This is a genomic window from Staphylococcus borealis (genome assembly GCF_001224225.1).
Lineage (GTDB): Bacteria > Bacillota > Bacilli > Staphylococcales > Staphylococcaceae > Staphylococcus > Staphylococcus borealis.
This window is the reverse complement of sequence record NZ_CUEE01000002.1, coordinates 237,684-263,895: the sequence shown is the minus strand read 5'-3', so window position 1 is coordinate 263,895 and position 26,212 is coordinate 237,684. Positions and strand designations below refer to the sequence as shown.

The following is a 26,212-nucleotide window of genomic DNA, read 5'->3' as shown; positions in this document are numbered from 1 at the left end:
TATGTCCCAGACTCAGTCCACTTCATAACTCATCGTTTTATCTTTCGATTTCAACCATCTCGAATGCTTCGATAATGTCGCCTTCTTTAATATCATTGAATTTTTCAATTGTGATACCACATTCATAACCTTGGGCTACTTCTTTAGCATCATCTTTGAAACGTTTCAATGTGTCTAATTCACCTTCGAATAACACAATACCGTCTCTAATAATACGTACACCTGCGTTACGAGTAATCTTACCTTCAGTAACATAACTACCTGCAATTGTACCAACTTTAGACACTTTGAATGTTTGACGTACTTCAGCTTGTCCGATGACTTGTTCTTCAAATTCAGGATCAAGTAAACCTTTCATAGCTGATTCAATTTCTTCAATAACGTTATAAATAACACGATGAAGTCTCATATCAACATTTTCAGCTTCTGCAGCACGTTTAGCACCTGCGTCAGGACGCACATTGAAACCAATGATAATACCATTTGACGCATTAGCTAATGTAACGTCTGATTCATTAATTGCACCAACTGCTGTATGAATAATGCGCACGTTAACGCCTTCAACATCAATCTTCATAAGGGAAGCGGCAAGTGCTTCAACTGAACCTTGAACGTCACCTTTGATAATAACATTGAGGTCTTTCATTTCACCTTGTTTCATTTGTTCGAATAAATTATCTAATGATACATTTTTGCTTTCTTGACGTTGTTGAATAACGCTAGCTTCATGACGCGCTTCACCAATACGACGCGCTTGTTTCTCATCTTTGAAGACAACGAAGCGGTCCCCGGCTAACGGTACATCGTTAATTCCTGTAATTTCAACAGGCGTAGAAGGACCAGCTGATTTAATTCTTTGGCCCAAATCGTTAACCATTGCACGAATTCGTCCAAATGTATTACCTACTACGATAGAATCTCCAACGTTTAAAGTACCATTTTGAACTAATAATGAAGCGGCAGGACCACGAGATTTATCTAATTCTGCTTCAATTACTGTACCAATCGCTTGTTTATTAGGATTCGCTTTTAATTCTTGTACTTCAGCAACTAAACCAATCATTTCTAATAAATCATCAATACCGTCACCACTTAATGCTGAAAGTGGAACAAAGATTGTTTCACCGCCCCAATCTTCAGGAATTAAACCATATTCGGTTAATTCTTGCATTACACGATCAGGGTTTGCAGTTGGTTTATCAATTTTATTCACTGCTACAATTGTAGGAACATTAGCTTCTTTAGCATGGTTAATTGCTTCAATGGTTTGTGGCATTACACCATCATCGGCTGCAACAACTAGAATTGTGATATCTGTTACTTGTGCACCACGCGCACGCATTGTAGTAAATGCTGCGTGTCCTGGCGTATCAAGGAATGTGATTTTTTTGCCTGCATTTTCAATTTGATAAGCACCGATATGTTGTGTGATTCCACCCGCTTCTCCTGCTGTTACTTTAGTGTGGCGAATTGAATCAAGTAATGTTGTTTTACCATGGTCAACGTGTCCCATAATAGTAACTACCGCTGGACGTTCAATTGCATCAGGATCATCTTCTTCTTCATCAAAATAAATTGATAAATCTTCTTCGTTCACTACGACTTCTTTCTCAAGTTCAACACCATAATCGTCGGCAATTAATTCTAATGTTTCTTCATCTAACGCTTGGTTAATATTGGCAACAATACCTAATAAGAATAACTTTTTAATAATTCCTGCTGATTCAATATTAAGTTTATCAGCTAATTCGCCAACTGTGATACCTTCTTCATATGTGATTTTAGAAGGCATTTCTTTTGGTTCTGCTGCCGGCTTGTTGTTTTTGTTACCTTTATTATTTTTATTGTTTTTGTTATTCTTGTTGTTTTTATTATTTTTGTTATTGCCTTTGTTATTGTTATTTTTGTTGTTATGATTGCCTTTTTGATTCGCGTTACCTTTGTTATTTTGTTTATTATTTTTATTATTGTTATTGTTTTGTTGTTTTTGGTGATTATTTTGAGTGTTTTGTTTCGTATCATTACCACTTTCTTGTGGTTTAAACTTTTTATCAAGCGATTTAATTTGATCGTCCTCTAACGCTTGCATATGGTTAGAAACTTCAACATTCATACTTTTTAACTCATCTATAATCTCTTTACTCTTAACATTTAATTCTTTCGCATATTCGTAAATTCTTTTTTTACTCATATAATCACTCCTTACAATATTCATCTATCATCGACGTAAGCTTAGACGCAAACCCAGAGTCTATAACTCCTATGTTTACACGTTCCGACTTACCTAAAGATTGTCCTAATTCTGCTCTTGTACTAAAAATCCTAAATGGGACATGATACGTTTCACATTTATTTTTTATATTTTTCAAAGTGTTTTCTGAGGCATCCGATGCCATGATAACAAGTTTAATATTATTTTTCTTAATCTCAGTAAGCAATACAGATTCGCCAGATTTCACTTTACGCGCTCTCATTGCTAAACCTAAAAAATTTAAAATTTGTTCTTTATTCATTTAGGAATCTCTTCTCTATAAATCAAACGTATAATTTCTTTATAAACAGGGTCTAGCTTTGCAGAATCTGCATTAAAATATCTTTCAAGTACGCCCTTTTCTTGAGCTGCTTCTACACTTTGTACATCTTTTGAAACATAAGCGCCTCTACCTTGTTGTTTGCCAGTACCATCTGCAAAAATGTCGCCTTCTTTGTTAATTACAACGCGAATCATATCTTTCTTGGGACGCATTTCATTTGTAATAATACATTTGCGCATTGGAATCTTTTTCTTCTTCACTTAATTACTCACCCCAATTATTTGCTTATACGTCTTTGTCTTCACTGTCTACTTCATCAGTATTTTCAGAAGGTTCATCGATTTCTGCTGCTAATTCTGCAGTAGTTAAATTCGATTCTTCTAAATCAACATCATCAATTTCAATATCTTCATCATTAGAATCAGATAAAACAATATCATCTGCTAATGCTTCTGATTCAATCACAGGGTAAATTCCCGCTTCGCGCGCATCAGTTTCAGATTTAATGTCAATTTTCCATCCAGTCAATTTCGCAGCTAATCGTGCATTTTGACCTCTTTTACCAATAGCTAATGATAATTGATAGTCAGGAACAACAACAACAGTAGATTGATTGTCTTCGTCAACGATAACTTCTAATACTTGTGAAGGACTTAAAGCATTACGTACAAATACTTTTGGATCTTCATTCCATTGAACAATATCAATTTTTTCTCCACCAAGTTCTTCAACTACAGCTTCAACACGCGCACCTTTAGCACCTACACATGCGCCTACTGCATCAATGTCTGGATTATCAGAATAAACACTAATCTTAGAACGATCACCGGCTTCACGAGCTACTGATTTTACAATCACTGTACCATCATAAATTTCAGGTACTTCTTGTTCAAATAAACGTTTTAATAAGCCAGGATGACTTCTAGAAACATAAATTTGTGGTCCTTTAGTTGTTTGTTCTACTTTGTTAACATAAACTTTGATGCGTTCGTTAGGAATATATTTTTCATTTGGACTTCTTTCAGCTTCAGATAAAACCGCTTCAATTCTCCCTAAATTTACATATACATAACGATGATCAACTCGGTCGATAACACCTGTTAAAATATCGTCTTCTTTGTCAATAAATTCAGTGTATAAAATTTCTCTTTCCGCATCACGTAATCGTTGCATTACAGCTTGTTTAGCTGCTTGTGCACCAACACGGCCAAAATCTTTTGGTGTAACATCTTCTTCGTAAATATCGCCAACTTCATAAGCTGGATTTTTAACGAGTGCAGTACTTAAATCTACTTCATCTCTATCATCAAATACTTCTTCGACAACATCTTTACGTGCAATAACTTTAAATGTACCTTCATCCATATTTAACTCTACACGTACGTTTCTAGCACTATCATAGTTCTTTTTATATGCAGTAATTAAAGCTGCTTCAATCGCATCAATTAATACTTCTCTTGGAATTTTCTTTTCTTTTTCTAAATATTCAGTTGCTAATAAAAGTTCATTACTTGCCACAATTATTCCTCCTCATCACGTTAAATCATAACAGTGTGACGTGCTTTTGCAATTTTATTTCTTGGTATTTCAATTTGTTTTGTTTTAGCTTTCTCTTTAACTTCCATCGTAATTACATCATCATTAACAGCTTTTAAAATACCGAGCCATTCTTTATCGCCTTCAATTGGCGCATATAATGATACAAACACTGGTTTTTCAATTGCATTTTGATAATCTTTTTCTTTTTTTATTGGACGTTCTGCACCCGGTGATGCAACGTCTAAGTAGTACATTTCTGGAATTGGATCATTTTCATCCATTACTTCGCTGATTTTTTCAGAGGCAAGTGTGCAATCATTTAAATCGACACCGCCTTCTTTATCAATTGAGATTCTTAAGAAATGATCTTTCCCCTCTTTAGTGTATTCAACTTCTACTAATTCAAAATTCAATTCGTCTAAAACAGGAGTTATGATTGTTTCTACTTCCTCAGTGATTTTACTCATACAGGCCTCCTTTTTCGGCAAATAGAAAAGAGCGGGTATATGCCCACTCTTTCTGCCTGAGTCTAATTTTTTACGCACAATAAGTATATCACACTTTAATTCCTTAAACAAATGTATACTCACTGTGTCAATAGGATTGACGAAATGAAATCAAATGTTCACAACATAAGTTCGTTTACATATCAAAGATAGATAACTGTGCTTTGTCTGGTAGGTCAGGTAACGAACCTAAATCATCAAGGTACTCGATGATTTTTTGAGATAATCCAGCTTTCTTATTTAAATCTTCTTTAGATAAGAAAGGACCATCTTCTCGTGCTTCTACAATACGTTTAGCAACGTTCTCTCCAAGTCCAGGCACAGAAATAAATGGCGGGATTAACGTATCTCCTTCAATAATAAAGTCAAATGCCTGACTTTTCTCGAGACTAATCGGTTGCATACGGAACCCACGATGCGCCATTTCATTCATGATTTCTAACACAGTAAGCACATCTTTCTCTTTTTTACCGAGGTCCATGTATCTAGAATACATATCTTTCACTGTATTCTTAATACTTTCTTTATCTTTAATCATCGTAATCAAATCAAAGTCTGAAGCACGAATTGTAAAGTATGCTGCGTAATAATAAAGTGGATGATGCACTTTAAAGTATGCAATTCTCACTGCCATTAATACATATGCAGCCGCATGGGCTTTAGGGAACATGTATTTAATTTTTAAGCAAGAATCTAAATACCAGTCTGGTACATCATTCTCTTTCATAGCGTCTATCATTTCATCAGTTAACCCTTTACCTTTACGCACTGACTCCATCGTTTTGAAGGCCATAGAGGGTTCTAATCCTGCATACATTAAATAAACCATTATATCGTCACGACAGCCTATAACGCTTGATAAATCACAAATACCTGTTCGGATTAATTCTTGTGCATTACCTAACCATACATCGGTACCATGAGATAATCCTGAGATTTGAACTAATTCTGAAAACGTCGTTGGCTTAGTATCTTCCAGCATTTGTCGAACAAACCCTGTCCCAAATTCAGGCACACCAAATGTCCCTGTCTTACAAAGAATATCTTCTTCAGTTACACCCAATGATTCCGGACTACTAAAGATTTGCATCGTTTCTTTATCATCGACCGGAATGGTCTTTGGATCTATACCAGATAAATCTTGTAGCATACGAATCATTGTAGGATCATCGTGTCCAAGTATATCTAGTTTCAACACATTATCGTGGATAGAATGGAAGTCAAAATGTGTCGTCATCCAAGAAGCACTTTGATCATCTGCTGGAAATTGGATTGGCGTGAAATCATAAATGTCCATATAATCTGGAACAACAATAATACCACCCGGGTGTTGACCGGTTGTACGTTTGACACCTGTACATCCTTTAACAAGGCGATCGATTTCAGCACCACGTTTGTGGATACCTTGATCATTTAAATAACCTTTAACATAACCGAATGCTGTTTTTTCAGCAACAGTACCTATTGTTCCAGCACGGAATACCTTGTCTTCTCCGAACAGCACTTTAGTGTAGTTATGTGCGTTAGGTTGATATTCACCACTAAAGTTCAAGTCAATATCAGGTACTTTATCCCCTTTAAATCCTAAGAACGTTTCGAACGGAATATCTTGCCCTTCTTTGATAAGATCGGCACCACAAGTGCTACATTTTTTATCAGGTAAATCAAATCCTGAACCTACAGAACCATCATCAAAGAACTCACTTGTTTTACAATTAGGGCAAATGTAGTGAGGTGGAAGCGGATTAACTTCAGTAATTTCTGTCATCGTCGCCACAAAACTTGAGCCTACCGAACCACGTGAACCTACTAAATAACCATCATCCAATGATTTTTTCACAAGACGTTGAGAGATCAAATAAATAACTGAGAATCCATTCCCGATAATACTTGCAAGTTCTTTTTCAAGTCGATCAATTACAATTTGTGGTAAATCCTCACCATATAATTTTTTAGCATTTGTATAGCTTAATTCACGTATCTCTTCATTCGCACCATCCATGCGTGGTGTGAATAGCTGATCTTTAATCGGAATAACTTTATCTATTCGGTCTGCTAAGTCATTGGTGTTTTTAACTACAATTTCGTGTGCTTTTTCTTCACCTAAGAAGTGGAACTCATCTAGCATCTCATCTGTTGTTCTAAAATGTGCTTCAGGTAATGTTGAGCGATTTAAAGGATTACCGGGTTGTGAGGCAATCAATATTTTACGTGCAATGGCATCATGCTCATATAAATAATGTGCGTTACCTGTTGCTAAAACAGGAATACCAGTACTTTCTCCAGCTTTCAAGATACGGTCATAGATTTCGTATAGTGTTTCTGTATCTCTAATCAGCTCTCTATCAATCAAATCTTGATAAAGTTTTGGTGGTTGGACTTCAATAAAGTCATAATACTTAGCAATTTTTTCAACTTCTGACTGATCTCTTTGCATAACAGCCGTGAATAATTCACCTTCATCACATGCAGTTCCTACCAAGATACCTTCACGATATTCATTTAATAATGATCGTGGAATTCTTGGTGTACGATAGTAATATTTAACTAAAGAAGCACTTACAATCTTAAATAAGTTTTTTAGACCTTCTTGTGTTTGAACAATTAATGTTACATGTGTTGGTCGTGCACGTTTATATGCATCCTCATTCGATAGTTTTTGGTTGATGTCTTTGTGGTTTGTTACGCCTAATTCTTTCATTTGTTGAACCATTTTAATGAAAATATATGCCGTAGCTTCAGTATCATAAATGGCTCTATGGTGCTGTGTTAGTTCTACACCATATTTTTTAGCTAAAAAGTTTAAACCGTGTTTACCATATTCAGTATTAATCGTACGTGATAATTCCAATGTATCAATGACACCATTCGTTGATGGGCCAAACCCTAGTCTTTCATATCCTGTGTCGATGAAGCCCATATCGAATGATGCATTATGCGCTACAAATATAGCGTCGCCAACCCACGTTTTAAATTCTGTTAGTACTTCATCAATTTCAGGCGCATCTGTTAACATATCATCAGTAATATGCGTTAAATTTATAATCGTTTCTGATAATTTCTCATGTGGATTACTGAAACGTTCAAATTTATCAATAATTTCTCCATCTTTTACTTTAACAGCAGCCAATTCTATAATTTGGTCATATTGGTTTGACAGTCCTGTCGTTTCAACGTCAAACACGACATATGTAACTTCTTTAAGATCTCGGTCTGTAGGTTTATAAGCAATAGGTACTCCATCGTCTACAAGCATACCTTCCATACCATAAATCATTTTGATGCCGTTTTTTTCAGCTGCGCCGTGAGCATCAGGAAATGCTTGCACGACGTTATGGTCAGTAACTGCTATCGCTTTATGTCCCCATTTAGCAGCTTGATCAACATACGCACTTATGTTAGGAATGCCATCCATTTGGCTCATTGATGTATGCAAATGAAACTCTACTCGTTTTTCTTCTGCTTTATCTTGCTTTGGCGCCTTTTTGATTTCTTCAATATCAGACATCATCATAACCAAATCTCTGACAAATGTGTCTTCTTCAATACGTCCTTGAGCACGAACCCATTTACCAACACTAAGTGCCTTAAAGTGATCTAAATCGTCTTTATTTTTTCGTGTAAACATTTTAAGCACTAAAGAGTCCGTATAGTCTGTCACTTTTAATTCAACAATGTGACGGCCACTCTTCAATTCTTTAAGGTTAATATCAAATATAACACCCTCAATTGCAACTTTGAATTCTTCTTCAACAATTGACTCAATAGGTTTAATATTTTCAACTTGTATTGGTTTACCAATTTGGCATTTTTCAACATTGCTTTCGTTATTATCTTGTTGTTTCGCTTTCTCAGCTTTCATTTTTTCGATTTTTTCGGTAGCTTCACGCGCACTCTTCTCATCTTCCTCTTGAATATGCGCTTCAAGTGAGGCTAAATCATCATAAGAACTTGAGTCATCTGTTTCAAATACGACTTTATCTATATCAAAACCACATTTACGAAATGCTTTTACTAAGCTACCATTACATACTTTATCAAAGTGATTTCTTTCGATGTCATTTGAGGTCATTACTTTGAGCACGTTGCCTGACATAATTAAACGTTTCTGTTTAAGCTGACCCTTCACTTTAGGCGATAGTGCAGTGTGTTCAATACAATGACCAAAATATTTAATGGCATGTTCATCTTGGTTACTTGTATCTTGAATTATAAAATGCCAATCAACTTTGGCAATGTCTTTAAATTCTTCAGTAATTGCATTTGTAAAAATTAAATAATCTTCGTGTGATAGAAAATATGGCAATGTAATTTGAAATTCCCACGTTCTATTTTTATTTGACACATCTACTCGCGTTAATTCACCTTGTTCAATAATTGTTTGATCAAGTTGATTGGAAACTTTAATTTGGTCCGCAAGTACTTTAAATTTTTCTTGATTCGTCATTGCCATGACAGATAACCACCCTTATATTTAACTCTTTTCTCAATTTTGTTTTAACGTAAAGTGTTATGTTCTAACTACAAACTTGATATCTATTATACTACTTTGAGTGATGCATTTCATTTGCTGCGTTTAATTCTTTTAATAAAAAAGAGGCTTAGACAACTATGAAATTGTCCTAACCTCATTTCGATTAGTGCATTGATTGCTCTATTAACTCAGTAATGACTTAGACGCTTAAATCATACGTCTAAGCGTTCACCATATTATAATTGACTGTATAATGTAGCGATATAGTCATTTAAATCATTTATATGAACATCTTCACTCTCACCAGTTTGACGCACTTTGACTTCGACGATACCATCACTCGCATTTTTACCTACGACAATTCGTATAGGTAAACCAATTAAATCTGCATCGTTGAATTTAACGCCTGCACGATCTTTACGGTCATCATAAAGTACATCATATTGTTGTTGCAATGTTTCATACAATTGATTACCTAATTCAAGTTGTTCATCTTTTTTAGGATTTATTGTTATTAAGTGTAAATCAAACGGTGTCACTGATTTTGGCCAAATAATACCATTTTCATCATTATTTTGTTCGACAATAGCACTTAATGTTCTTGATACACCAATACCGTAACATCCCATGATTAATGGTTTAGCTTTACCTTGATTATCTAAGAATGTTGCGTTCATTGCTTCTGAGTATTTTGTTCCCAATTTGAATACTTGACCAACTTCAATACCTTCAGCAAATTTCGCTTCACCAGAGCCATCACTTAATGGTTCACCTTCTAAGATAAAGCGGAAATCACCATATTCATCAACATTAAAGTCGCGTCCAATATTGGCATTTACATAATGGTAGCCATTTTCATTTGCACCTACCACTAAATTATTTAAATCTTTAACAAAATTATCAGCGTAAATTTTAATTTCTTTATCATGAATTGGTCCTAATGATCCTGGACTTGCACTTAATAAATTAATAATTTCATCTTCAGTTGCCATCTCAACATGATCTGTTCCGAAGTACGCTTTAACTTTGACATCATTTAACTCATGGTGACCTCTGATTAAGAACATGATAAATTCACCATCAATTTTGAATATCATCGTTTTCACAATTTCATCCAATGGACGATTTAAAAAGTCTGCTAATTCTTGAGCAGTTTTAACATTAGGTGTTTCAATCTTTTCAAGTGGTGCAACTTCAGCATGTTTTTCATTTGGATAATATGCAACTTCAGCTTTTTCAATGTTAGCTGCATAATCACTATGTTCACTATAAACAATCGTATCTTCACCAATTTCACTTAGCGCCATAAATTCATGTGTATGATTACCGCCAATTGCACCTGAATCTGCAACTACTGGACGCGCATTAATACCAACGCGTTTGAATATACGACCGTAAGCGTTGTACATATCTTGATACGTATCATCAAGTGATGCTTCATCAGCATGGAATGAATAAGCATCTTTCATAATAAACTCTCTACCACGTAATAACCCGAAACGTGGACGCTTTTCATCACGGAATTTAGACTGAATTTGGAATAAAGTTAATGGTAATTGTTTATATGACTTAAGTTCATCTCTCACGATAGAAGTGACTACTTCCTCATGCGTTGGTCCTAGTGCAAATTCACGACCATTGCGGTCTTTTAATCGCATAAGTTCTGGACCATAGGCACCCCAACGACCTGACTCTTCCCAAAGTTCTGCTTGTTGAAGCGCAGGCATTAAAATTTCAACAGCATCTATACGTTCCATTTCTTCACGAATAATTTTAGAAATATTATTTAAGACACGAGAAGCGAGTGGCAAATAGCTATAAATACCACTTGTGCTTTGTTTAATTAACCCTGCTTTTAATAATAATTGATGACTTAATGCTTCTGCTTCAGCAGGTACATCTCTCATTGTTGGAATGAAAACTTTCGATTGTTTCATCACTTACTCCTCCTTAATTTATAAGAAATAACGTTGTATGTCGTTCCAAGTTACTAGAACCATGATAATTAAGACAAATATAGCACCAGCTGCTATTATCATTGTTTCAGCTTTCTTATTCACTGGTCTTCTAAAGATGGCTTCATAAAGTACGAATAAGATTCGACCACCATCAAGTGCTGGGATTGGTAACAAGTTCATTATACCTAAGTTAACACTTAACAGTGCAGTGTAATACGTTAATGCAATAACACCCTGTTTCACAACAGAATCGACATTATGATAAATACCCACTGGACCATTTAACATGTCTAAAGAAAATTGACCAGTAAATATACTTGCAATCATTGTGCCTACTGCTTTAAATATTAACGTACTCGCACTTACAAACTGATCAAACCCTAAAGCTATTGGTTTAATTAATGTATGTTCTTTTTCCGGCTGGAAACCTAAAATGTATGTCGTTTCAGAATTTAATTTCGTTTGTTTAATTACTTGTTTCTTAGGTGTTATATCAACTGACTTGATTTGGTTATCTCTTTCAAATTTTATCGTTGTTTTGTTATCTTTAATTTTATTCGCAGCAGATTGTATATCGTCAAAATCCTTTGTTTTATATGGACCTACTTGAACAATTTTATCCCCAGCTTTTAATCCTGCTTGTTGTGCAGGGTAGTTATCAGCTAATTGCGCTACTGAAGTAGTAGGTGTACCTTGGAAATAAGCTAATGCAATAAATAGAACCAAAGCCAATATAAAGTTAAACAAAGGTCCTGCAAATAATGTTAAAAATTTTGGTAATGGCTTCTTGTGTGCAAATTGGCGATGTCGTGGTGCAATTTGGATTAAGCTTCCATTTTCAACGAAATAGGCCTTCTCAGCAATGTTAAAGTGATGGCGCTCATTGTCATATGATGTAATACCTTCTATATATAAATCATCTTTAAAGTCACATTTTTTGACTTCGATTGCTTCTATTTTTTGGAATTTATGTTGATCATCTAAAATAATATGCGTAATTTCATCTTTATCATTAAGCTTAACTTTAACATTCATGCCTGGTTCAACTGGCGGTTCTTCTAAACCATCTCCAGCCATTCTTACATATCCACCGACTGGTAATAGACGGATTGTGTATAACGTTTCATTCTTTCGGAAACTAAAGATTTTGGGTCCCATACCTATCGCAAATTCAGGACACATTATTCCTGCACGCTTAGCAAAGAACATGTGACCATATTCATGTACTGTAACCAGTACACCAAACACGATTATAAATGAGACAATAGTGATTAAATAACTCACGTGTCACACCTCAATTAAATTAATTTTCTACTTTATTCATAAGAATGATGTAGATTATCTATGATTTAGTTAAATTATTCAAGAATTTTACTTTTAATAAAAGGAGTTAAGAATTACATCATCTACTATATCTAGTCAAATGTGCACTCAATAACTCCTCAATTATAGCACTATACATTTTTCATATATAAATAAAACATTAAAATCATACTACATTTGTATTAATAAAATGTTGAGTAATGGTAAAACAAACATAAAGCTATCAAAGCGGTCTAATATGCCGCCATGACCTGGTAAAATTCGTCCAGAATCTTTAACACCAAAATGACGTTTAAATCCTGATTCAACTAAATCACCTAGTTGACCAAAAATACTTAAGATGATTGTTACTAATAATAGTAACCAAATGTTTAAATTAAAATCAACAAACCATAACATAACAATTGGTACTATTAAACTACAAATTAAGCCACCAATAAAGCCTTCGATTGTTTTATTTGGACTGATAACTGGCCACAATTTATGTTTCCCCATCAAACGACCGAAAATATAAGCCCCTGTATCAGTTAACCATACCACTAAAAATGCATAAAGTATGTAATGTAAACCATCTGAACGTGTTGCATAGAAATACATAAATCCAATGCCTACGTATGCAACTGACATCAGACAAAATGCTGCGTCCATAAAACTAAATCTATTCTTAGACAATACAGTATAACTTAATAAAATAAAACTCATTGCGATTAAACTTTTTAACTGAATATCACTAACCCAGTCACCTGCTGATTGAGGCAACATAATAATGATTAATGCTAATGCACTAAAAATGCCAGGGACTGAAAGTAATTTAATCATATTCATATTTAAGAGTTCTTTTAAAGCAATTAAAGCGAGTAAGTACGCAAACAACATGAGTGTTGTTCCACCCATTAATAAAATTGGGAGAAATATTATCAAAGCAATAATTGCGGTTAAAGTTCTAACTTTCATACGCTACTCCTTACTTAACCCTCCAAAGCGTCTTTGGCGAGATTGATATATTTTTAAACAATTTTTAAATTCTTCACCGTCAAAGTCTGGCCATAATTTCTCATTGAATATAAATTCACTATAAGAAGACTGCCAAATAAGGAAATTACTAATACGTTGTTCGCCAGAAGTACGAATTAATAATTCAGGATCTGGGTATGAATGTGTCATTAAATGCTTGGTTACCATTGATTCGTCAATATCTTTACTGCCTTGACCGTTATGTTGAAGTTCATCATAAATTGATTTCATACTTTGTACAATTTCAGCACGTCCACCGTAATTAATAGCAAATATCAATTTTAATCCTGTATTATTTTTAGTTTTTTCTTTTGCGTGTTCAATCGCTTCTATCGTCGATTTAGGAACGGCTTCCAGAAATCCAATTGTTTCAATTTGAACATTTTTTTCAATGAGTTCTGGTAAGAATGTTTTCAAAAAATTTACAGGCAAATTCATGATATAATTCACTTCATTTTCAGGTCTAGACCAGTTTTCAGTTGAAAAAGCGTATAAGGTTAAGTATTTAATGCCCAAATCACTTGCTTCTCGCGTTACCGTTTTAATCGTTTGCATACCTTCATAGTGACCTTTTATTCTAGGCATTTTACGCTTTTTGGCCCAACGTCCATTGCCATCCATGATAATCGCTACATGTTCAGGTAAATTATGTAAATCTAAATCATCGTTCTGACTGATTTTAGTCTTATTTCTTTTTATTAGCTTTTTAAACATGGTCTTTCCTCCGAGCCTGATCATCTCTATTATATTATATTAGTTATTTAAGAAATCATCTATCATTTTATCATACTCGATAATGGCATTGAATAAGCAAATGAAAAAACTGTACCAAAGTCTGAATTGGCACAGTTTAGACTAAAATAATTTATAGTAATGTATAAAGTACACTTTAAATACAACTTACACATTATTAAATGAATTAATTTATTGTCGAACTCATTAAACAGACATAATGTCTTTTTCTTTGTCTTCTACTAATTGATCAATTTCCTTAATAGAATTATCAGTTGCTTTTTGTACATCTTCTGTTTGACTTCTTAAGTCGTCTTCAGTAATGTCTCCATTTTTTTCATCTTTTTTCAATTGGTCGTTAATATCGCGACGAATGTTTCGAATTGAAACTTTCGCATCTTCACCAATTTTCTTAACATTTTTCACTAACTCTTTACGACGTTCTTCAGTTAAAGCAGGAACTGTGATACGAATAACTTCGCCATCACTTGTAGGATTTACACCTAAGTTCGCAGCGTTAATTGCTTTTTCGATATCAGCCACTGAAGTTTTATCATATGGAGAAATAACTAATAAACGTGCTTCTGGCACATTGATACTAGCTAATTGTTGAACTGGAGTTGGAGCTCCATAATAATCAACTGTTACGCCACTTAATAAATTTGAATTTGCTCTTCCAGCACTGATATTTGCTAATTCACGTGATAAATTATCGATAGATTTACTCATTCTAGCTTTAGTGTCTTGAATAATGTCACTCATACTAATTACACCTCTAATTATTTAGTTATTAATGTACCTATTTTCTCGCCCATAACTGCACGTTTAATATTTCCTTCTTCCATAATTGAGAATACATTTAATGGAATATTATTATCCATGCAGAATGATGAAGCTGTTGAATCCATCACTTGTAATCCTTCTTGTAACATTTGGATATGTGTTAAGTGATCATATTTAACCGCATTCTTATCTACTTTAGGGTCTGCTGAATATACACCATCAACATTATTTTTACCCATTAAAATAACATCGGCTTCGACTTCTGCTGCACGTAACGCTGCAGTTGTATCTGTAGAGAAGTAAGGATTGCCAATACCTGCTGCGAAAATTACAACACGTTTCTTCTCTAAATGTCTAATAGCTCGTCGACGAATATAAGGTTCAGCTACTTGTTTCATTTCAATAGAAGTTAACACGCGAGTGTCACATTCTAATTGTTCTAAACTGTCTTGAAGTGCAAGAGCGTTCATAACTGTAGCAAGCATACCCATGTAATCCGCTGTACCGCGGTCCATACCTAAGTCACTACCAGTTTTCCCTCTCCAAATATTACCGCCACCAACGATAACTGCGATTTCACAATCCATCTTAGCAACTTCAGCTACTTGCTGTGCTACACTTTTAATAATGATTGGATTAATACCAAAACCTTTGTCTCCTGCGAGTGCTTCACCACTAAGTTTTAATACTACACGTTTATATTTAGAAGTTTGCGCCATTGTTTTTTCCTCTCTATTGTAAAAATATGTAATATATACAAGTAAAGAAGACACTGACGCGCCTTCTAACATAAAGTATGACTTTATAATAGAAAACCTCAAAGGTGTCTTCTTTCTTGTAAATCCTGTCGACAGATTATTTCATTTGACCTTTAACTTCATCTGCGAAGTTTTCTTCACGTTTTTCCATACCTTCGCCTACTTCATAGCGAACGAAGTCAACAAGTTTACCACCTTTAGATTTTAAGAAAGCTTCAACTGTTTGATCTGGATCTTTAACAAAGTTTTGATCAACTGCACAAATTTCTTGAAGATATTTACGTAAACGACCTTCAACCATTTTTTCAACGATTTTTTCTGGTTTACCTTCATTTAATGCTTGTTGTTTTAATACTTCTTTTTCGTGGTTGATTTCTTCTTCTTTAACTTGTTCAGAAGAAACATATTTTGGATTGATAGCTGCGATGTGCATTGCTACATCTTTAGCAGCTTCTTCATCAGTAGAACCTTCAACTACAGTTAACACACCAATGCGTCCACCCATGTGTAAGTATGCACCAAATGCATCGTTATCAGATTTAGTTCTGATTTCGAAACGACGGATGCTTAATTTTTCACCGATTGTTGAGATTGCTTCTTTCATTCTTTCATCAACTGTTTTACCACTTGATAATTTAGTTTCTAATAAAGCATCTACTGTTTCAGCTTTGCTATCAAGAATTTGATTAGCAATTTCTTTAACTAATTCTTGGAAGCCTTCATTACGAGCTACGAAGTCAGTTTCAGAATTGATTTCAACGATAGCAGCTTCGTTTCCTTTAACTTCAACATGTACTAAACCTTCAGCTGCAATACGGTCTGCTTTTTTAGCTGCTTTAGCGATACCTTTTTCACGTAAGTAATCAATCGCTTTATCGATGTCACCATCAGTTTCTGTTAGCGCTTTTTTACAATCCATCATACCAGCGCCAGTTCTTTCACGTAATTCTTTAACAAGTTTTGCTGAAATTGCCATTAATTATTCCTCCAATATTTCTAATTGTAATAATAGATGATACCTAAATATTACCATTAAAGTCACTATAATTTCCAATACTCTAGTTAACTTTAATTATTATTTTTTATTATTTGAAAAAAGGGCGATAAGCATTACATCTTATCACCCATTTAAACTATATCTTAGTTTGATTCAACAGTAGTATTTTCTTCAGTTGATTCTGCTTCTTGAGATTCTTCTTTTTCATCTAAATTGATGTTTTGCTCTGCAGCTACTTCATCGTTAGAAACACCTTGTTGACCTTCTAAGACAGCGTCAGCCATTTTACCAGTTAATAATTTAACGGCACGAATAGCGTCGTCGTTCGCTGGGATAACATAATCAATTTCATCTGGATCACAGTTAGTGTCAACAATACCAACGATTGGAATATTTAATTTACGTGCTTCAGCAATCGCGTTGCGCTCTTTACGAGGGTCAACTACGAATAATGCTTGAGGCATTGATTTCATATCACGAATACCGCCTAAGAATTTGATTAAACGGTCGTATTCTTTTTTAAGTTCAACAACTTCTTTTTTAGGTAAAACGTCGAATAAACCGTCTTCTTCCATTTTCTCGATTTCAGAAATACGTTTAATACGTTTAGAAATTGTTTTATAGTTAGTTAAAATTCCGCCTAACCATCTTTGGTTAACGTAGAATTGACCAGCACGTTCTGCTTCAGCTTTAACTGATTCTTGTGCTTGTTTTTTAGTACCAACGAATAAGACTCTACCGCCATCTTCTGATACTTGTTTGATGAAGTTATACGCTTCTTCAACTTTTTTCACTGTTTTTTGTAAGTCAATGATATAGATACCATTTCTTTCAGTGAAGATATATTTTTTCATTTTTGGGTTCCAACGGCGTGTTTGGTGACCGAAGTGAACACCGGCTTCTAGTAATTGTTTCATTGAAATTACTGCCATTTTAAATTCCTCCTAGTGGTTATTTACCTCCATAATAAACTCATATAAAGACAATGATTGAATTGCACCCTCTACATGTGCGTTTATTATGTGTGTATTGGCTTTATAGCCGACAATAATAATATCATACTTTTAATTGCCGTGCAACGTTAATTTATTGATTACGTCAATACGTAACTCTTTCGATATTTCGAGCAATTAAAAAACTGCTGCAGATACATGTTTTAGCCTCGCAGCAGTTAAACTTCAATTTATTAGAATAATTATGCTAATACTAATTATTTATTACGTTCTAATTCTTCAAGAAATTTTTCTTTTTTAACTTTAATAAAGGTACCTTTCATCCCTAAGGATCGTGATTCGATTACACCAGCACTTTCAAGTTTACGTAATGCGTTAACGATAACTGAACGTGTGATACCTACTCTATCTGCTACTTTAGAAGCAATAAGTAAGCCTTCATTACCACCTAATTCTTCAAAGATATGCTCAATAGCTTCTTTTTCTGAATAAGATAATGAATTAATAGCCATTGTAATAGCTGCTTTATCACGCGCTTCTTTTTCAACTTCATTATGCTTCTCACGTAAAATTTCCATTCCAATTACTGTAGCAGCATATTCACCTAATACTAAATCATTTTCGTTAAAGTCATCTTTAACACGACCAAGTACTAATGCACCTAATCTTTCTCCCCCACCAAGAATAGGAAATACAGTCGTACGACTATCGTTAAATAATTCTTTGTCTTCTGGAGGGAATACTGTTAATTCATTATTAATATCAATATTTGATTCAGTTTGTCTAACATCCATTAATAGTTCAGTATACTCACTAGGAATATGTTTACTTTCTAACATGTCATTGATTCTTTGACTCTTTAAAAGTTCATTTAAACTTGAACCTAAAATTTTGCCTCTACGTGAAACAATAAATACGTTCGTTACAGTAACGCTACTAATTGTTTGAGCAACGTCTTTAAAGTCAACGGCAATACCCTTATGTTTTTGTAATAGTGTATTTAATTCTCTAGTTTTAGATAATAAGCTCATAAAATTTCTCCTTTATTTATATTATAAAATAAATGCACTTAAATCTTTATTTGTTGAAATAGATTTCAACTTATCATCAACATATTGTGGTGTTATATCTACTACAGCATTTGGCATGCTAGGTGCCTCAAATGATAAATCTTCAAGCATTTTTTCTAGGATTGTGTGTAAACGACGCGCACCAATGTTATCAGTGTCTTGGTTTACTTGATAAGCCATTTCAGCCAATCTTGTAATCGCTTCCTCGGTAAAGTTCACAGTGACCTCTTCAGTTTGGAGTAGTGCCTCATATTGCTTAATAAGTGATAGTTTAGGTTCTGTTAATATTCTGTAGAAATCATCCACAGTTAAGCTTTCTAATTCTACTCTAATCGGGAAACGACCTTGCAATTCAGGTATTAAATCGCTAGGTTTAGATACATGGAATGCCCCCGCACCAATAAATAGCATATGTTCAGTATTTACAGTACCATACTTAGTTTGAATCATGCTACCTTCTAAGATTGGCAAGATATCTCGTTGAACACCTTGTCTTGAAACATCTTGACCACTATTAGCATTATTCGTTGCTACTTTGTCAATTTCATCAATGAAGATAATACCCATTTGTTCTGCCAGCTCTAATGCTTCTTGATTCGCCGTCTCTTGGTCTATTAACTCATCCGCGAAATCATCAGCTAAAATCTTACGCGCTGTTTTAACAGGCACTTCACGTTCAACCTTACGTTTAGGCATGAGTTGATTCATCATATCTTGCATTTGCTGATTTTGATTAGTACCTAGCATTCCAAGCGCACCTGGATCTTGTTCAACTTTAATTCTAACTTTCTCTTCTTCAAGTTTACCATCTAATAATTGTTTTTTGATTTCTGAACGCTTCGTTTTAATTTCTTCAGTTGGTGTTTCTTCTTCCTCATCATCATTATTACCAAAGTTTGGAATTGCGCCACCAAATAATGACTCTAATGGATTGTTGTTATTTGATGCTTTTTTCTTCATACTTGGCACTAATAATTTAACTAATTTTTCATTTGCTTTATTAAGCGCTTCATCTTTGACCAAGTCTTTCTTTTGATCTTTAACAAGTCTTACTGCCACATCCACTAAATCACGAACCATACTCTCAACATCTCGTCCAACGTAACCTACTTCAGTAAACTTAGTGGCCTCCACTTTGATAAATGGGGCGCCAACAACCTTAGCCATACGTCTAGCTATTTCCGTTTTACCAACACCAGTTGGGCCAATCATTAAAATATTCTTAGGCGCGATTTCTTGTTTAGTTTCTTCGTCAAGCAAACTTCTTCTATAACGATTTCTTAACGCAATGGCAACTTTACGTTTAGCATCATCTTGCCCAACTATATATTCATTTAATTTAGATACGATATCTTTAGGTGTTAATTTTATACCATTTGCATCCATATCTTTTACCTCCAACCTAATATACGTCCATTTATATTCATTTCCATTTGTTTAACGTTAAAGTGTTTCCACTATAATATTATCATTAGTGAACACACAAATGTCAGATGCAACTTTCAAACTTTCATAAGCCATTTCTTTTGCTGACAAATGACTAGCATGGCGTTTCAACGCTCTTCCAGCACTTAATGCGTAGTTTCCACCTGAACCAATTGCAATTAAATCATCATCTGGCGCAATCACTTCTCCAGTTCCGCTCACCACTAATATTGCATCTTTGTCCATTACAATTAGCATTGCTTCTAATTGACGCAGTTGTTTATCCCCACGCCATTCTTGTGCTAGCTCAACAGCTGCACGTTCTAAGTTACCACTAAATTGTTGTAACTTTGTTTCGAATTTCTCGAACAATGTGAAAGCATCTGCAACACTTCCAGCAAATCCAGCAAGCACTTTCCCTTCGTATAATCTACGAACCTTACGTGCTGTTTGTTTCATAATGACTTGCTCACCAAGTGTCACTTGTCCATCACCAGCCATTGCCGCTTCACCATTGTGTCTAACAGCATAAATCGTTGTTGCATGTAATGATGTTTTACTCATTTATTTACTCTCCTTTTTCGCTCGAGGATGTGCATTTAAATACACTTTACGTAATTGTTGATTAGATACATGTGTATATCGTCCAGTGGTTGATAGATTTACATGTCCTAATAAAGATTGTACCGTTCTCAAATCCGCTCCTTGATTGAGTAAGTGTGTTGCAAACGTATGTCTAAGTTTATGGGGATGAATTTCTGTCACTCCTGCTGTACGTTTTACAACATCATTTAATACATACCTAACGCCCCTTTCAGTTATAGGTGCGCCATTCATATTAACTAACAAATATGAATGTTTGGCATGTTGTATCGGTTTGAATTCACTTAAATATTGTTCAATACTTTGGCGACAAAATTCTCCAAACGGAACGAATCGCTCTTTGTTTCCCTTTCCTAGTACCTTGACACCAGGTAAAGACATATCAATATCTTTAAGTTGTATATTTACTAGTTCTGAAACACGTATACCAGTTGCATACAATAATTCTAAAATAACTCGATCACGTAATCCCTTTTTAGAATCTTGAGCTACAGTTTTAAATAAAGCCTCCATCTCTTCTTCATAAAAAAACTGTGGTAAATAGTTTTCCTTCTTAGGATGAACCAGTTGAACAAAAGGATTGATGATTGTCTCATCTTGTGTCATCCAAAACTCATAGAAAGTTCTTAGCGTTGAAATCTTCCTTGATACAGTAGTACGTTTCAAATTTTGCGAATATAAATAACTTAAATAATTTCGAGCATCTTTATATTCAAAGTTTCTTAGGCTTAATAACTCTTGATCTAAAAAACGATTAAATTGTACTAAATCATCATGATATGATTTTAAAGTATGGTCGGAGAAATTCCTTTCAACTTTGAGCATATTTAAGAATGTAACTTGGATTTCTTCCACTTAAAAATCCCCTCCATCATATGCATTGTAGCATATAACATGAAAGGGACTAAAACAATTAGCTATAGAATTCAAAATCTTTTGAGAATTCTTTAAAACTTTGAATTGACACATTTTCTATCAATTATAAAGTTTATATTATTTTTAAAGTGTTTTCTTATAATTTTCTAAATATTCGAGTGCTCTATTTGCTTGTGCCTCGTAACGTTCTTTTTTATCTTTGATACGTTTTTCAAGTGATGGGAGTAAACCAAAATTAGCATTCATAGGTTGGAAATTCTTTTCATTTTTGGCATGTGAGATGTAATATGCCATACTACCTATCATTGTTTCTCTTGGGAATATTACTTCACCTTTATCTAATATTTTATGAGCTAGATTGATGCCAGCAACAAGGCCACTTGCTGCACTCTCAACATAGCCTTCAACACCTGTCATTTGACCTGCAAATTGAATTCGATCTTCTTTAATCAATTCATACTTTTCATTTAACACGTCAGGAGAGTTAATAAAAGTATTTCGATGCATGACACCATATCGAACGATATCTACATTTTCTAAACCAGGGATAAGGCGAATGACTTCTTTTTGAGCACCCCATTTTAAGTGCGTTTGGAAACCAACAATATTATATAGTGTGCCTGCAGCATCATCTTGTCTTAATTGAACAACAGCAAATGGACGTTTGCCTGTTTTGGGGTCTTCAAGTCCCACTGGTTTCATGGGTCCAAATAATAATGTTTTACGTCCACGTTCAGCCATTACTTCAAAAGGCATACATCCTTCAAAGTATTTTTCTTTTTCGAATTCATTTGTTGGTGCAACCTCTGCTTCAAGTACTGCATCATAAAAGCGATTGAATTCTTCTTCTGTCATTGGACAATTCAGATAAGCTGCTTCACCTTTATCATAACGTGATTTCAAATACACTTTATCCATATCTATGGATTCTTTTTCTATTATTGGAGCGGCAGCATCATAAAAATAAAGTTGATCTTTACCAGTTATGTCTACGATTTCTTTAGCTAAATTTTCAGTAGTTAATGGGCCCGTAGCAATAATCGTATACCCTTCAGGAATACTATTTATTTCTTCATTAATTACTGTAACGTTTGGATGATTTCTTAAAGTTTCAGTAATGTAACCAGAAAAATCATGTCGATCAACTGCTAATGCACCACCGGCAGGCACTCTCGCTTTATCAGCAGCAGAAATAATTAACGAGTCTAATCGTCTCATTTCTTCTTTTAGTACACCTACACCATTTGTTAAAGCATTACCACGAAGTGAGTTAGAACATACTAGTTCTGCAAATTTATCAGTATGATGCGCTGGTGTTTGTTTAACAGGACGCATTTCAATCAAATTAACCTTGATTCCTCGTTGAGCTAATTGGTAAGCAGCTTCTGAACCAGCTAAGCCTGCGCCAACAATATTTACAGTTTGACTCATGGTTTTCCTCCTTATAATTTCTATCTATTTTTGAACTTCTTCTTTGTAATCACAGTTAGAACATATAACTTGTGAGCTACGTCCTTTTTTATGTTCCATTAAGTAATGATTACACTTAGGACAATCACGGCCAACAGGTTTATCCCAAGAAATAAAATCACATTCGGGATAATTTGAGCAACCATAGAACAATCTATTTTTCTTAGATTTTCTTTCAACAACATCTCCATCTTTACATTTAGGACATGTAACGCCAATCGTTTTAATAATCGCTTTCGTATTTCTACAATCTGGGAAGTTTGAACATGCCATGAATTTACCATAGCGTCCCATTTTAATTACCATAGGCGAACCACAAACTTCGCAATCTTCACCGGCTGGTTCATCTTTAATTTCAACTTTTTCCATTTCTTCCTCAGCACGTTCAACGTCTAATTTGAAACTTCCATAAAAGTTATCAATTACTTTTCTCCACCCGATATCTCCTTCAGCAATTTTATCCAATAATGTTTCCATATTAACCGTAAATTCCACATCAATAATTTCTGGGAAATAGTCCTTTACTTGTTCGTAAACGATTTCACCTAATTCTGTAGGAATAAATCGTTTGCTTTCAAGTTTGACGTAATTACGTTTTTGGATTGTATCAATAGTAGGTGCGTAAGTTGATGGTCTACCGATTTTTAGTTCTTCTAATGTTTTGACTAAACGTGCTTCTGTATATCGTGGCGGTGGTTGTGTGAAGTGTTGTGCTGGCTCAATTTGCGTCGCAGTTACTTCATCACCTTTACTTAAATTTGGTAATTTGTTTTCTTTTTCATTATCTTTATCGTCTTTGGCCTCAACATAAAGTGTCATGAAACCTTTAAATTTAATTGTTTGACCGTTCGCTCTAAATTTAATGTTATTTTGAGTAACATCTAAAGCAACCGTGTCTAGGATTGCTGGTGCCATTTGACTTGCCACAAAACGTTCCCAAATCAATTTATATAAACGATGCTGATCTCTCGTTAAGTACGATTTCATTTCATCAGGTGTACGTAAAGTACTCGTTGGACGAATTGCCTCATGGGCATCTTGGTCACCTTGTTTACCTTTCGCTGTTCGATTAGAAATATAATCTTTACCATACTTATCTTCAATATATTTTTTTGCTTCGTCTTTTGCTGTTTGTGAAATACGAGTAGAGTCCGTTCGCATATATGTGATTAATCCAACTGTGCCTTGTCGTTTTAGATCAATACCTTCATATAATTGTTGCGCAAGCATCATTGTTTTTCGCGCTTTAAAGTTCAACTTACGCGCGGCTTCTTGTTGTAATGTTGATGTTGTAAACGGATTAGCAGGATTTCTAGTTTTTTCCTTTTTATTCACATTTGTTATTTCAAATTTATCGCTGTCTAGTTCAGTTGTGATTTTTTCAACATCTTTTTTAGTTTTTAACTTAAATGGTTTGTTTTTATAATGAAGAAACTTAGCAGTAAATTTTGATTTTTTATATCTAAATTCACCTTCTATAGACCAATATTCTTCAGGGTTAAAGTTACGAATCTCGTTTTCTCTATCGATAACTAATCTTAAAGCAACAGATTGAACACGTCCTGCTGAAAGTCCTTTTTTCACTTTCTTCCATAAAACTGGTGAAATGTTATAACCAACTAATCTATCTAAAATACGGCGTGCCTGTTGTGCATCTACTAAATTCATTTCAATGCCACGAGGGTGTTTGAAACTTTCTTTTACCGCATCTTTTGTAATTTCATTAAATACTACTCTGTTTTCTTTTGTATCATCTAGTTCTAAAATTTTTGATAAATGCCAAGCAATCGCTTCACCTTCACGGTCAGGGTCACTCGCAAGAAAGACATTTTTAGCTTTCTTAGCGTATTTTTTTAAATCTTTTACTACTGGTCCTTTACCGCGAATTGTAATATATTTCGGTTCAAAATTATCTTCTACATCGACACCCATTTGACTTCTTGGTAAATCTCTAACGTGTCCCATAGAAGCTATCACTTTATACTTTTTACCTAAATATTTTTCAATGGTTTTAGCTTTTGCAGGCGACTCAACTATGACTAAATTATCTGCCAAAGTGAATTCCCCCTTGCTATTTCAATTACTAAAGATAAATGATAAACGGTCAATTTTGATTTTGTCAATGTTTAAATTCTATTTATGTGTTTTTTAAACTTATTTTAATAATATTTTTAGCTATATATTAGAAATAAATGTACATTATTTATACAATAAAACGGCTATATTTATGTATGTTAATAATCACAAGTGATATCATCTGCTTTAGTAACAATCATCGCTCCTTCTTGTGCACGTCTCAAATTCCCTTTCGTTAATGGGTTGAAAAGTGAGCCTGGCAGTACGTATACATTTCTATTTTGTTCTAGTGCACAATCAATAGTAATTTGACTACCACTCTTAACCCGAGCTTCAGTAATTAATACACCTTTAGAAAGACCACTTATCAATCGATTGCGTTGCGGAAAGTAATAGCGTCTGATACGTTCAAAGGGTGGATATTCACTTATGACTAATCCTTTTTCTTCAATTATATTGCGTAATTCTTGAGTTTCTTTGGGATAATGATGTAAATGGCCATAACCTAAGATAGCTATAGTTGGAATATGGTATTTCAACGCGAATTGATGCGCCATACTATCGGCACCTTTCGCCAAACCAGAAATGATTGTTAAAGGAATATGCGTAAATTGTGGAAATAAGTATTGAATTGCTTTAGCAGAATACTGTGTTGCGCTTCTTGAGCCTACAACGCCTAATGTATTTAACGATGTTAGCAAGTTAATCTTACCGCGGTAAAATAATACAAATGGATAATCGTAAATTTCTTTTAATAGTTTAGGATAGTTCCCATGAAATATTGTTATAAAATTTATATTATATTGGTTAAGAAATGATAGAATATCTTTCTCGTCTAGATCATAGAATTTATTGTAACAATGGCCCTGGTGATATAAAGTGTCCCAGATTTTAATTGTGCCAATTTGGTCATTATTAGAGTAGCTAAAAAAGTCAGGATACAATCTTAATAAATGATGAAGATGTTGTGTCGTATATCCCGCCCATATCAATTTCAAAAGTATCATATCGTTGTTAATCATGAAGTCGTCTCCTTTGATAACATTATAGAATAAATATGTCTTGGCGCACATTTCAATTACAATACAATTTAGCACAAATATTCATTAACACTTAATGAG

The 26,212-nt window shown here is 34.2% G+C and carries 21 protein-coding genes; all 21 read right to left on the bottom strand.

The genetic code is table 11. The annotated features are described in order from the left end of the window. Positions 1–37: 37 nt before the first annotated feature. The gene (infB, locus tag AK212_RS03910; protein ID WP_053029326.1) at positions 38–2,191 is read right to left on the bottom strand and encodes a translation initiation factor IF-2; all 2,154 of its coding nucleotides are present in this window, start codon (positions 2,189–2,191) and stop codon (positions 38–40) included. A 4-nt stretch (positions 2,192–2,195) separates the two neighbouring features. Beyond that, on the bottom strand, positions 2,196–2,513 hold the full coding sequence (locus AK212_RS03905; protein WP_053029325.1) for a YlxQ family RNA-binding protein: 318 nt from the start codon (positions 2,511–2,513) through the stop codon (positions 2,196–2,198). Beyond that, positions 2,510–2,794, bottom strand: coding sequence for an RNase P modulator RnpM (rnpM, locus tag AK212_RS03900; RefSeq protein WP_053029323.1), 285 nt, complete (start codon positions 2,792–2,794; stop codon positions 2,510–2,512). Before rnpM ends, AK212_RS03905 begins: the two co-directional genes overlap by 4 nt. A 25-nt stretch (positions 2,795–2,819) precedes the next feature. Further along, positions 2,820–4,052: a transcription termination factor NusA gene (nusA, locus tag AK212_RS03895; protein WP_053029313.1), complete on the bottom strand. Its 1,233-nt coding sequence runs from the start codon at positions 4,050–4,052 to the stop codon at positions 2,820–2,822. Positions 4,053–4,072: 20 nt separating this feature from the next. Further along, positions 4,073–4,540 (bottom strand): ribosome maturation factor RimP, encoded by a 468-nt coding sequence (gene rimP, locus AK212_RS03890; RefSeq protein WP_053029311.1) that lies wholly within the window; start codon positions 4,538–4,540, stop codon positions 4,073–4,075. Positions 4,541–4,715: 175 nt separating this feature from the next. Further along, the gene (locus tag AK212_RS03885; RefSeq protein ID WP_053029309.1) at positions 4,716–9,032 is read right to left on the bottom strand and encodes a PolC-type DNA polymerase III; all 4,317 of its coding nucleotides are present in this window, start codon (positions 9,030–9,032) and stop codon (positions 4,716–4,718) included. Positions 9,033–9,289: 257 nt separating this feature from the next. Further along, positions 9,290–10,990 (bottom strand): proline--tRNA ligase, encoded by a 1,701-nt coding sequence (locus AK212_RS03880; RefSeq protein ID WP_053029307.1) that lies wholly within the window; start codon positions 10,988–10,990, stop codon positions 9,290–9,292. Positions 10,991–11,008: 18 nt separating this feature from the next. Next, complete coding sequence (gene rseP / locus AK212_RS03875; RefSeq protein WP_053029306.1) at positions 11,009–12,295, bottom strand: RIP metalloprotease RseP; 1,287 nt, start codon at positions 12,293–12,295, stop codon at positions 11,009–11,011. A 210-nt stretch (positions 12,296–12,505) separates the two neighbouring features. Further along, positions 12,506–13,288, bottom strand: a complete 783-nt coding sequence (locus AK212_RS03870; protein WP_053029303.1) for a phosphatidate cytidylyltransferase — start codon at positions 13,286–13,288, stop codon at positions 12,506–12,508. A 3-nt stretch (positions 13,289–13,291) separates the two neighbouring features. Continuing rightward, positions 13,292–14,062 (bottom strand): undecaprenyl pyrophosphate synthase, encoded by a 771-nt coding sequence (locus AK212_RS03865; RefSeq protein WP_053029301.1) that lies wholly within the window; start codon positions 14,060–14,062, stop codon positions 13,292–13,294. 225 nt (positions 14,063–14,287) lie between these two features. Then, a complete protein-coding gene (frr, locus tag AK212_RS03860; protein WP_053029299.1) occupies positions 14,288–14,842 on the bottom strand; it encodes a ribosome recycling factor in 555 nt (184 codons plus the stop codon). Positions 14,843–14,859: 17 nt separating this feature from the next. Beyond that, positions 14,860–15,582, bottom strand: coding sequence for a UMP kinase (pyrH, locus tag AK212_RS03855; protein WP_053029298.1), 723 nt, complete (start codon positions 15,580–15,582; stop codon positions 14,860–14,862). 136 nt (positions 15,583–15,718) lie between these two features. Beyond that, positions 15,719–16,597 (bottom strand): translation elongation factor Ts, encoded by an 879-nt coding sequence (gene tsf, locus AK212_RS03850; RefSeq protein WP_053029296.1) that lies wholly within the window; start codon positions 16,595–16,597, stop codon positions 15,719–15,721. A gap of 164 nt (positions 16,598–16,761) precedes the next feature. Further along, positions 16,762–17,550 carry a 30S ribosomal protein S2 gene (gene rpsB, locus AK212_RS03845; RefSeq protein ID WP_011275944.1) on the bottom strand — a complete coding sequence of 263 codons (789 nt, stop codon included), beginning with the start codon at positions 17,548–17,550 and terminating at the stop codon, positions 16,762–16,764. 278 nt (positions 17,551–17,828) lie between these two features. Next, positions 17,829–18,602, bottom strand: a complete 774-nt coding sequence (gene codY, locus AK212_RS03840) for a GTP-sensing pleiotropic transcriptional regulator CodY (RefSeq protein ID WP_053029294.1) — start codon at positions 18,600–18,602, stop codon at positions 17,829–17,831. Positions 18,603–18,623: 21 nt separating this feature from the next. Then, complete coding sequence (hslU, locus tag AK212_RS03835) at positions 18,624–20,027, bottom strand: ATP-dependent protease ATPase subunit HslU (RefSeq protein ID WP_053029292.1); 1,404 nt, start codon at positions 20,025–20,027, stop codon at positions 18,624–18,626. A 57-nt stretch (positions 20,028–20,084) separates the two neighbouring features. Then, the gene (gene hslV, locus AK212_RS03830) at positions 20,085–20,630 is read right to left on the bottom strand and encodes an ATP-dependent protease subunit HslV (protein ID WP_053029290.1); all 546 of its coding nucleotides are present in this window, start codon (positions 20,628–20,630) and stop codon (positions 20,085–20,087) included. After that, positions 20,631–21,494 carry a tyrosine recombinase XerC gene (gene xerC, locus AK212_RS03825; protein WP_156304822.1) on the bottom strand — a complete coding sequence of 288 codons (864 nt, stop codon included), beginning with the start codon at positions 21,492–21,494 and terminating at the stop codon, positions 20,631–20,633. 174 nt (positions 21,495–21,668) lie between these two features. Continuing rightward, a complete protein-coding gene (gene trmFO, locus AK212_RS03820; RefSeq protein WP_053029285.1) occupies positions 21,669–22,976 on the bottom strand; it encodes an FADH(2)-oxidizing methylenetetrahydrofolate--tRNA-(uracil(54)-C(5))-methyltransferase TrmFO in 1,308 nt (435 codons plus the stop codon). A gap of 24 nt (positions 22,977–23,000) precedes the next feature. Beyond that, positions 23,001–25,070, bottom strand: coding sequence for a type I DNA topoisomerase (gene topA, locus AK212_RS03815; protein WP_053029284.1), 2,070 nt, complete (start codon positions 25,068–25,070; stop codon positions 23,001–23,003). Positions 25,071–25,249: 179 nt separating this feature from the next. Then, the gene (gene dprA, locus AK212_RS03810; RefSeq protein WP_053029282.1) at positions 25,250–26,113 is read right to left on the bottom strand and encodes a DNA-processing protein DprA; all 864 of its coding nucleotides are present in this window, start codon (positions 26,111–26,113) and stop codon (positions 25,250–25,252) included. Between the last annotated feature and the right edge of the window lie 99 nt (positions 26,114–26,212).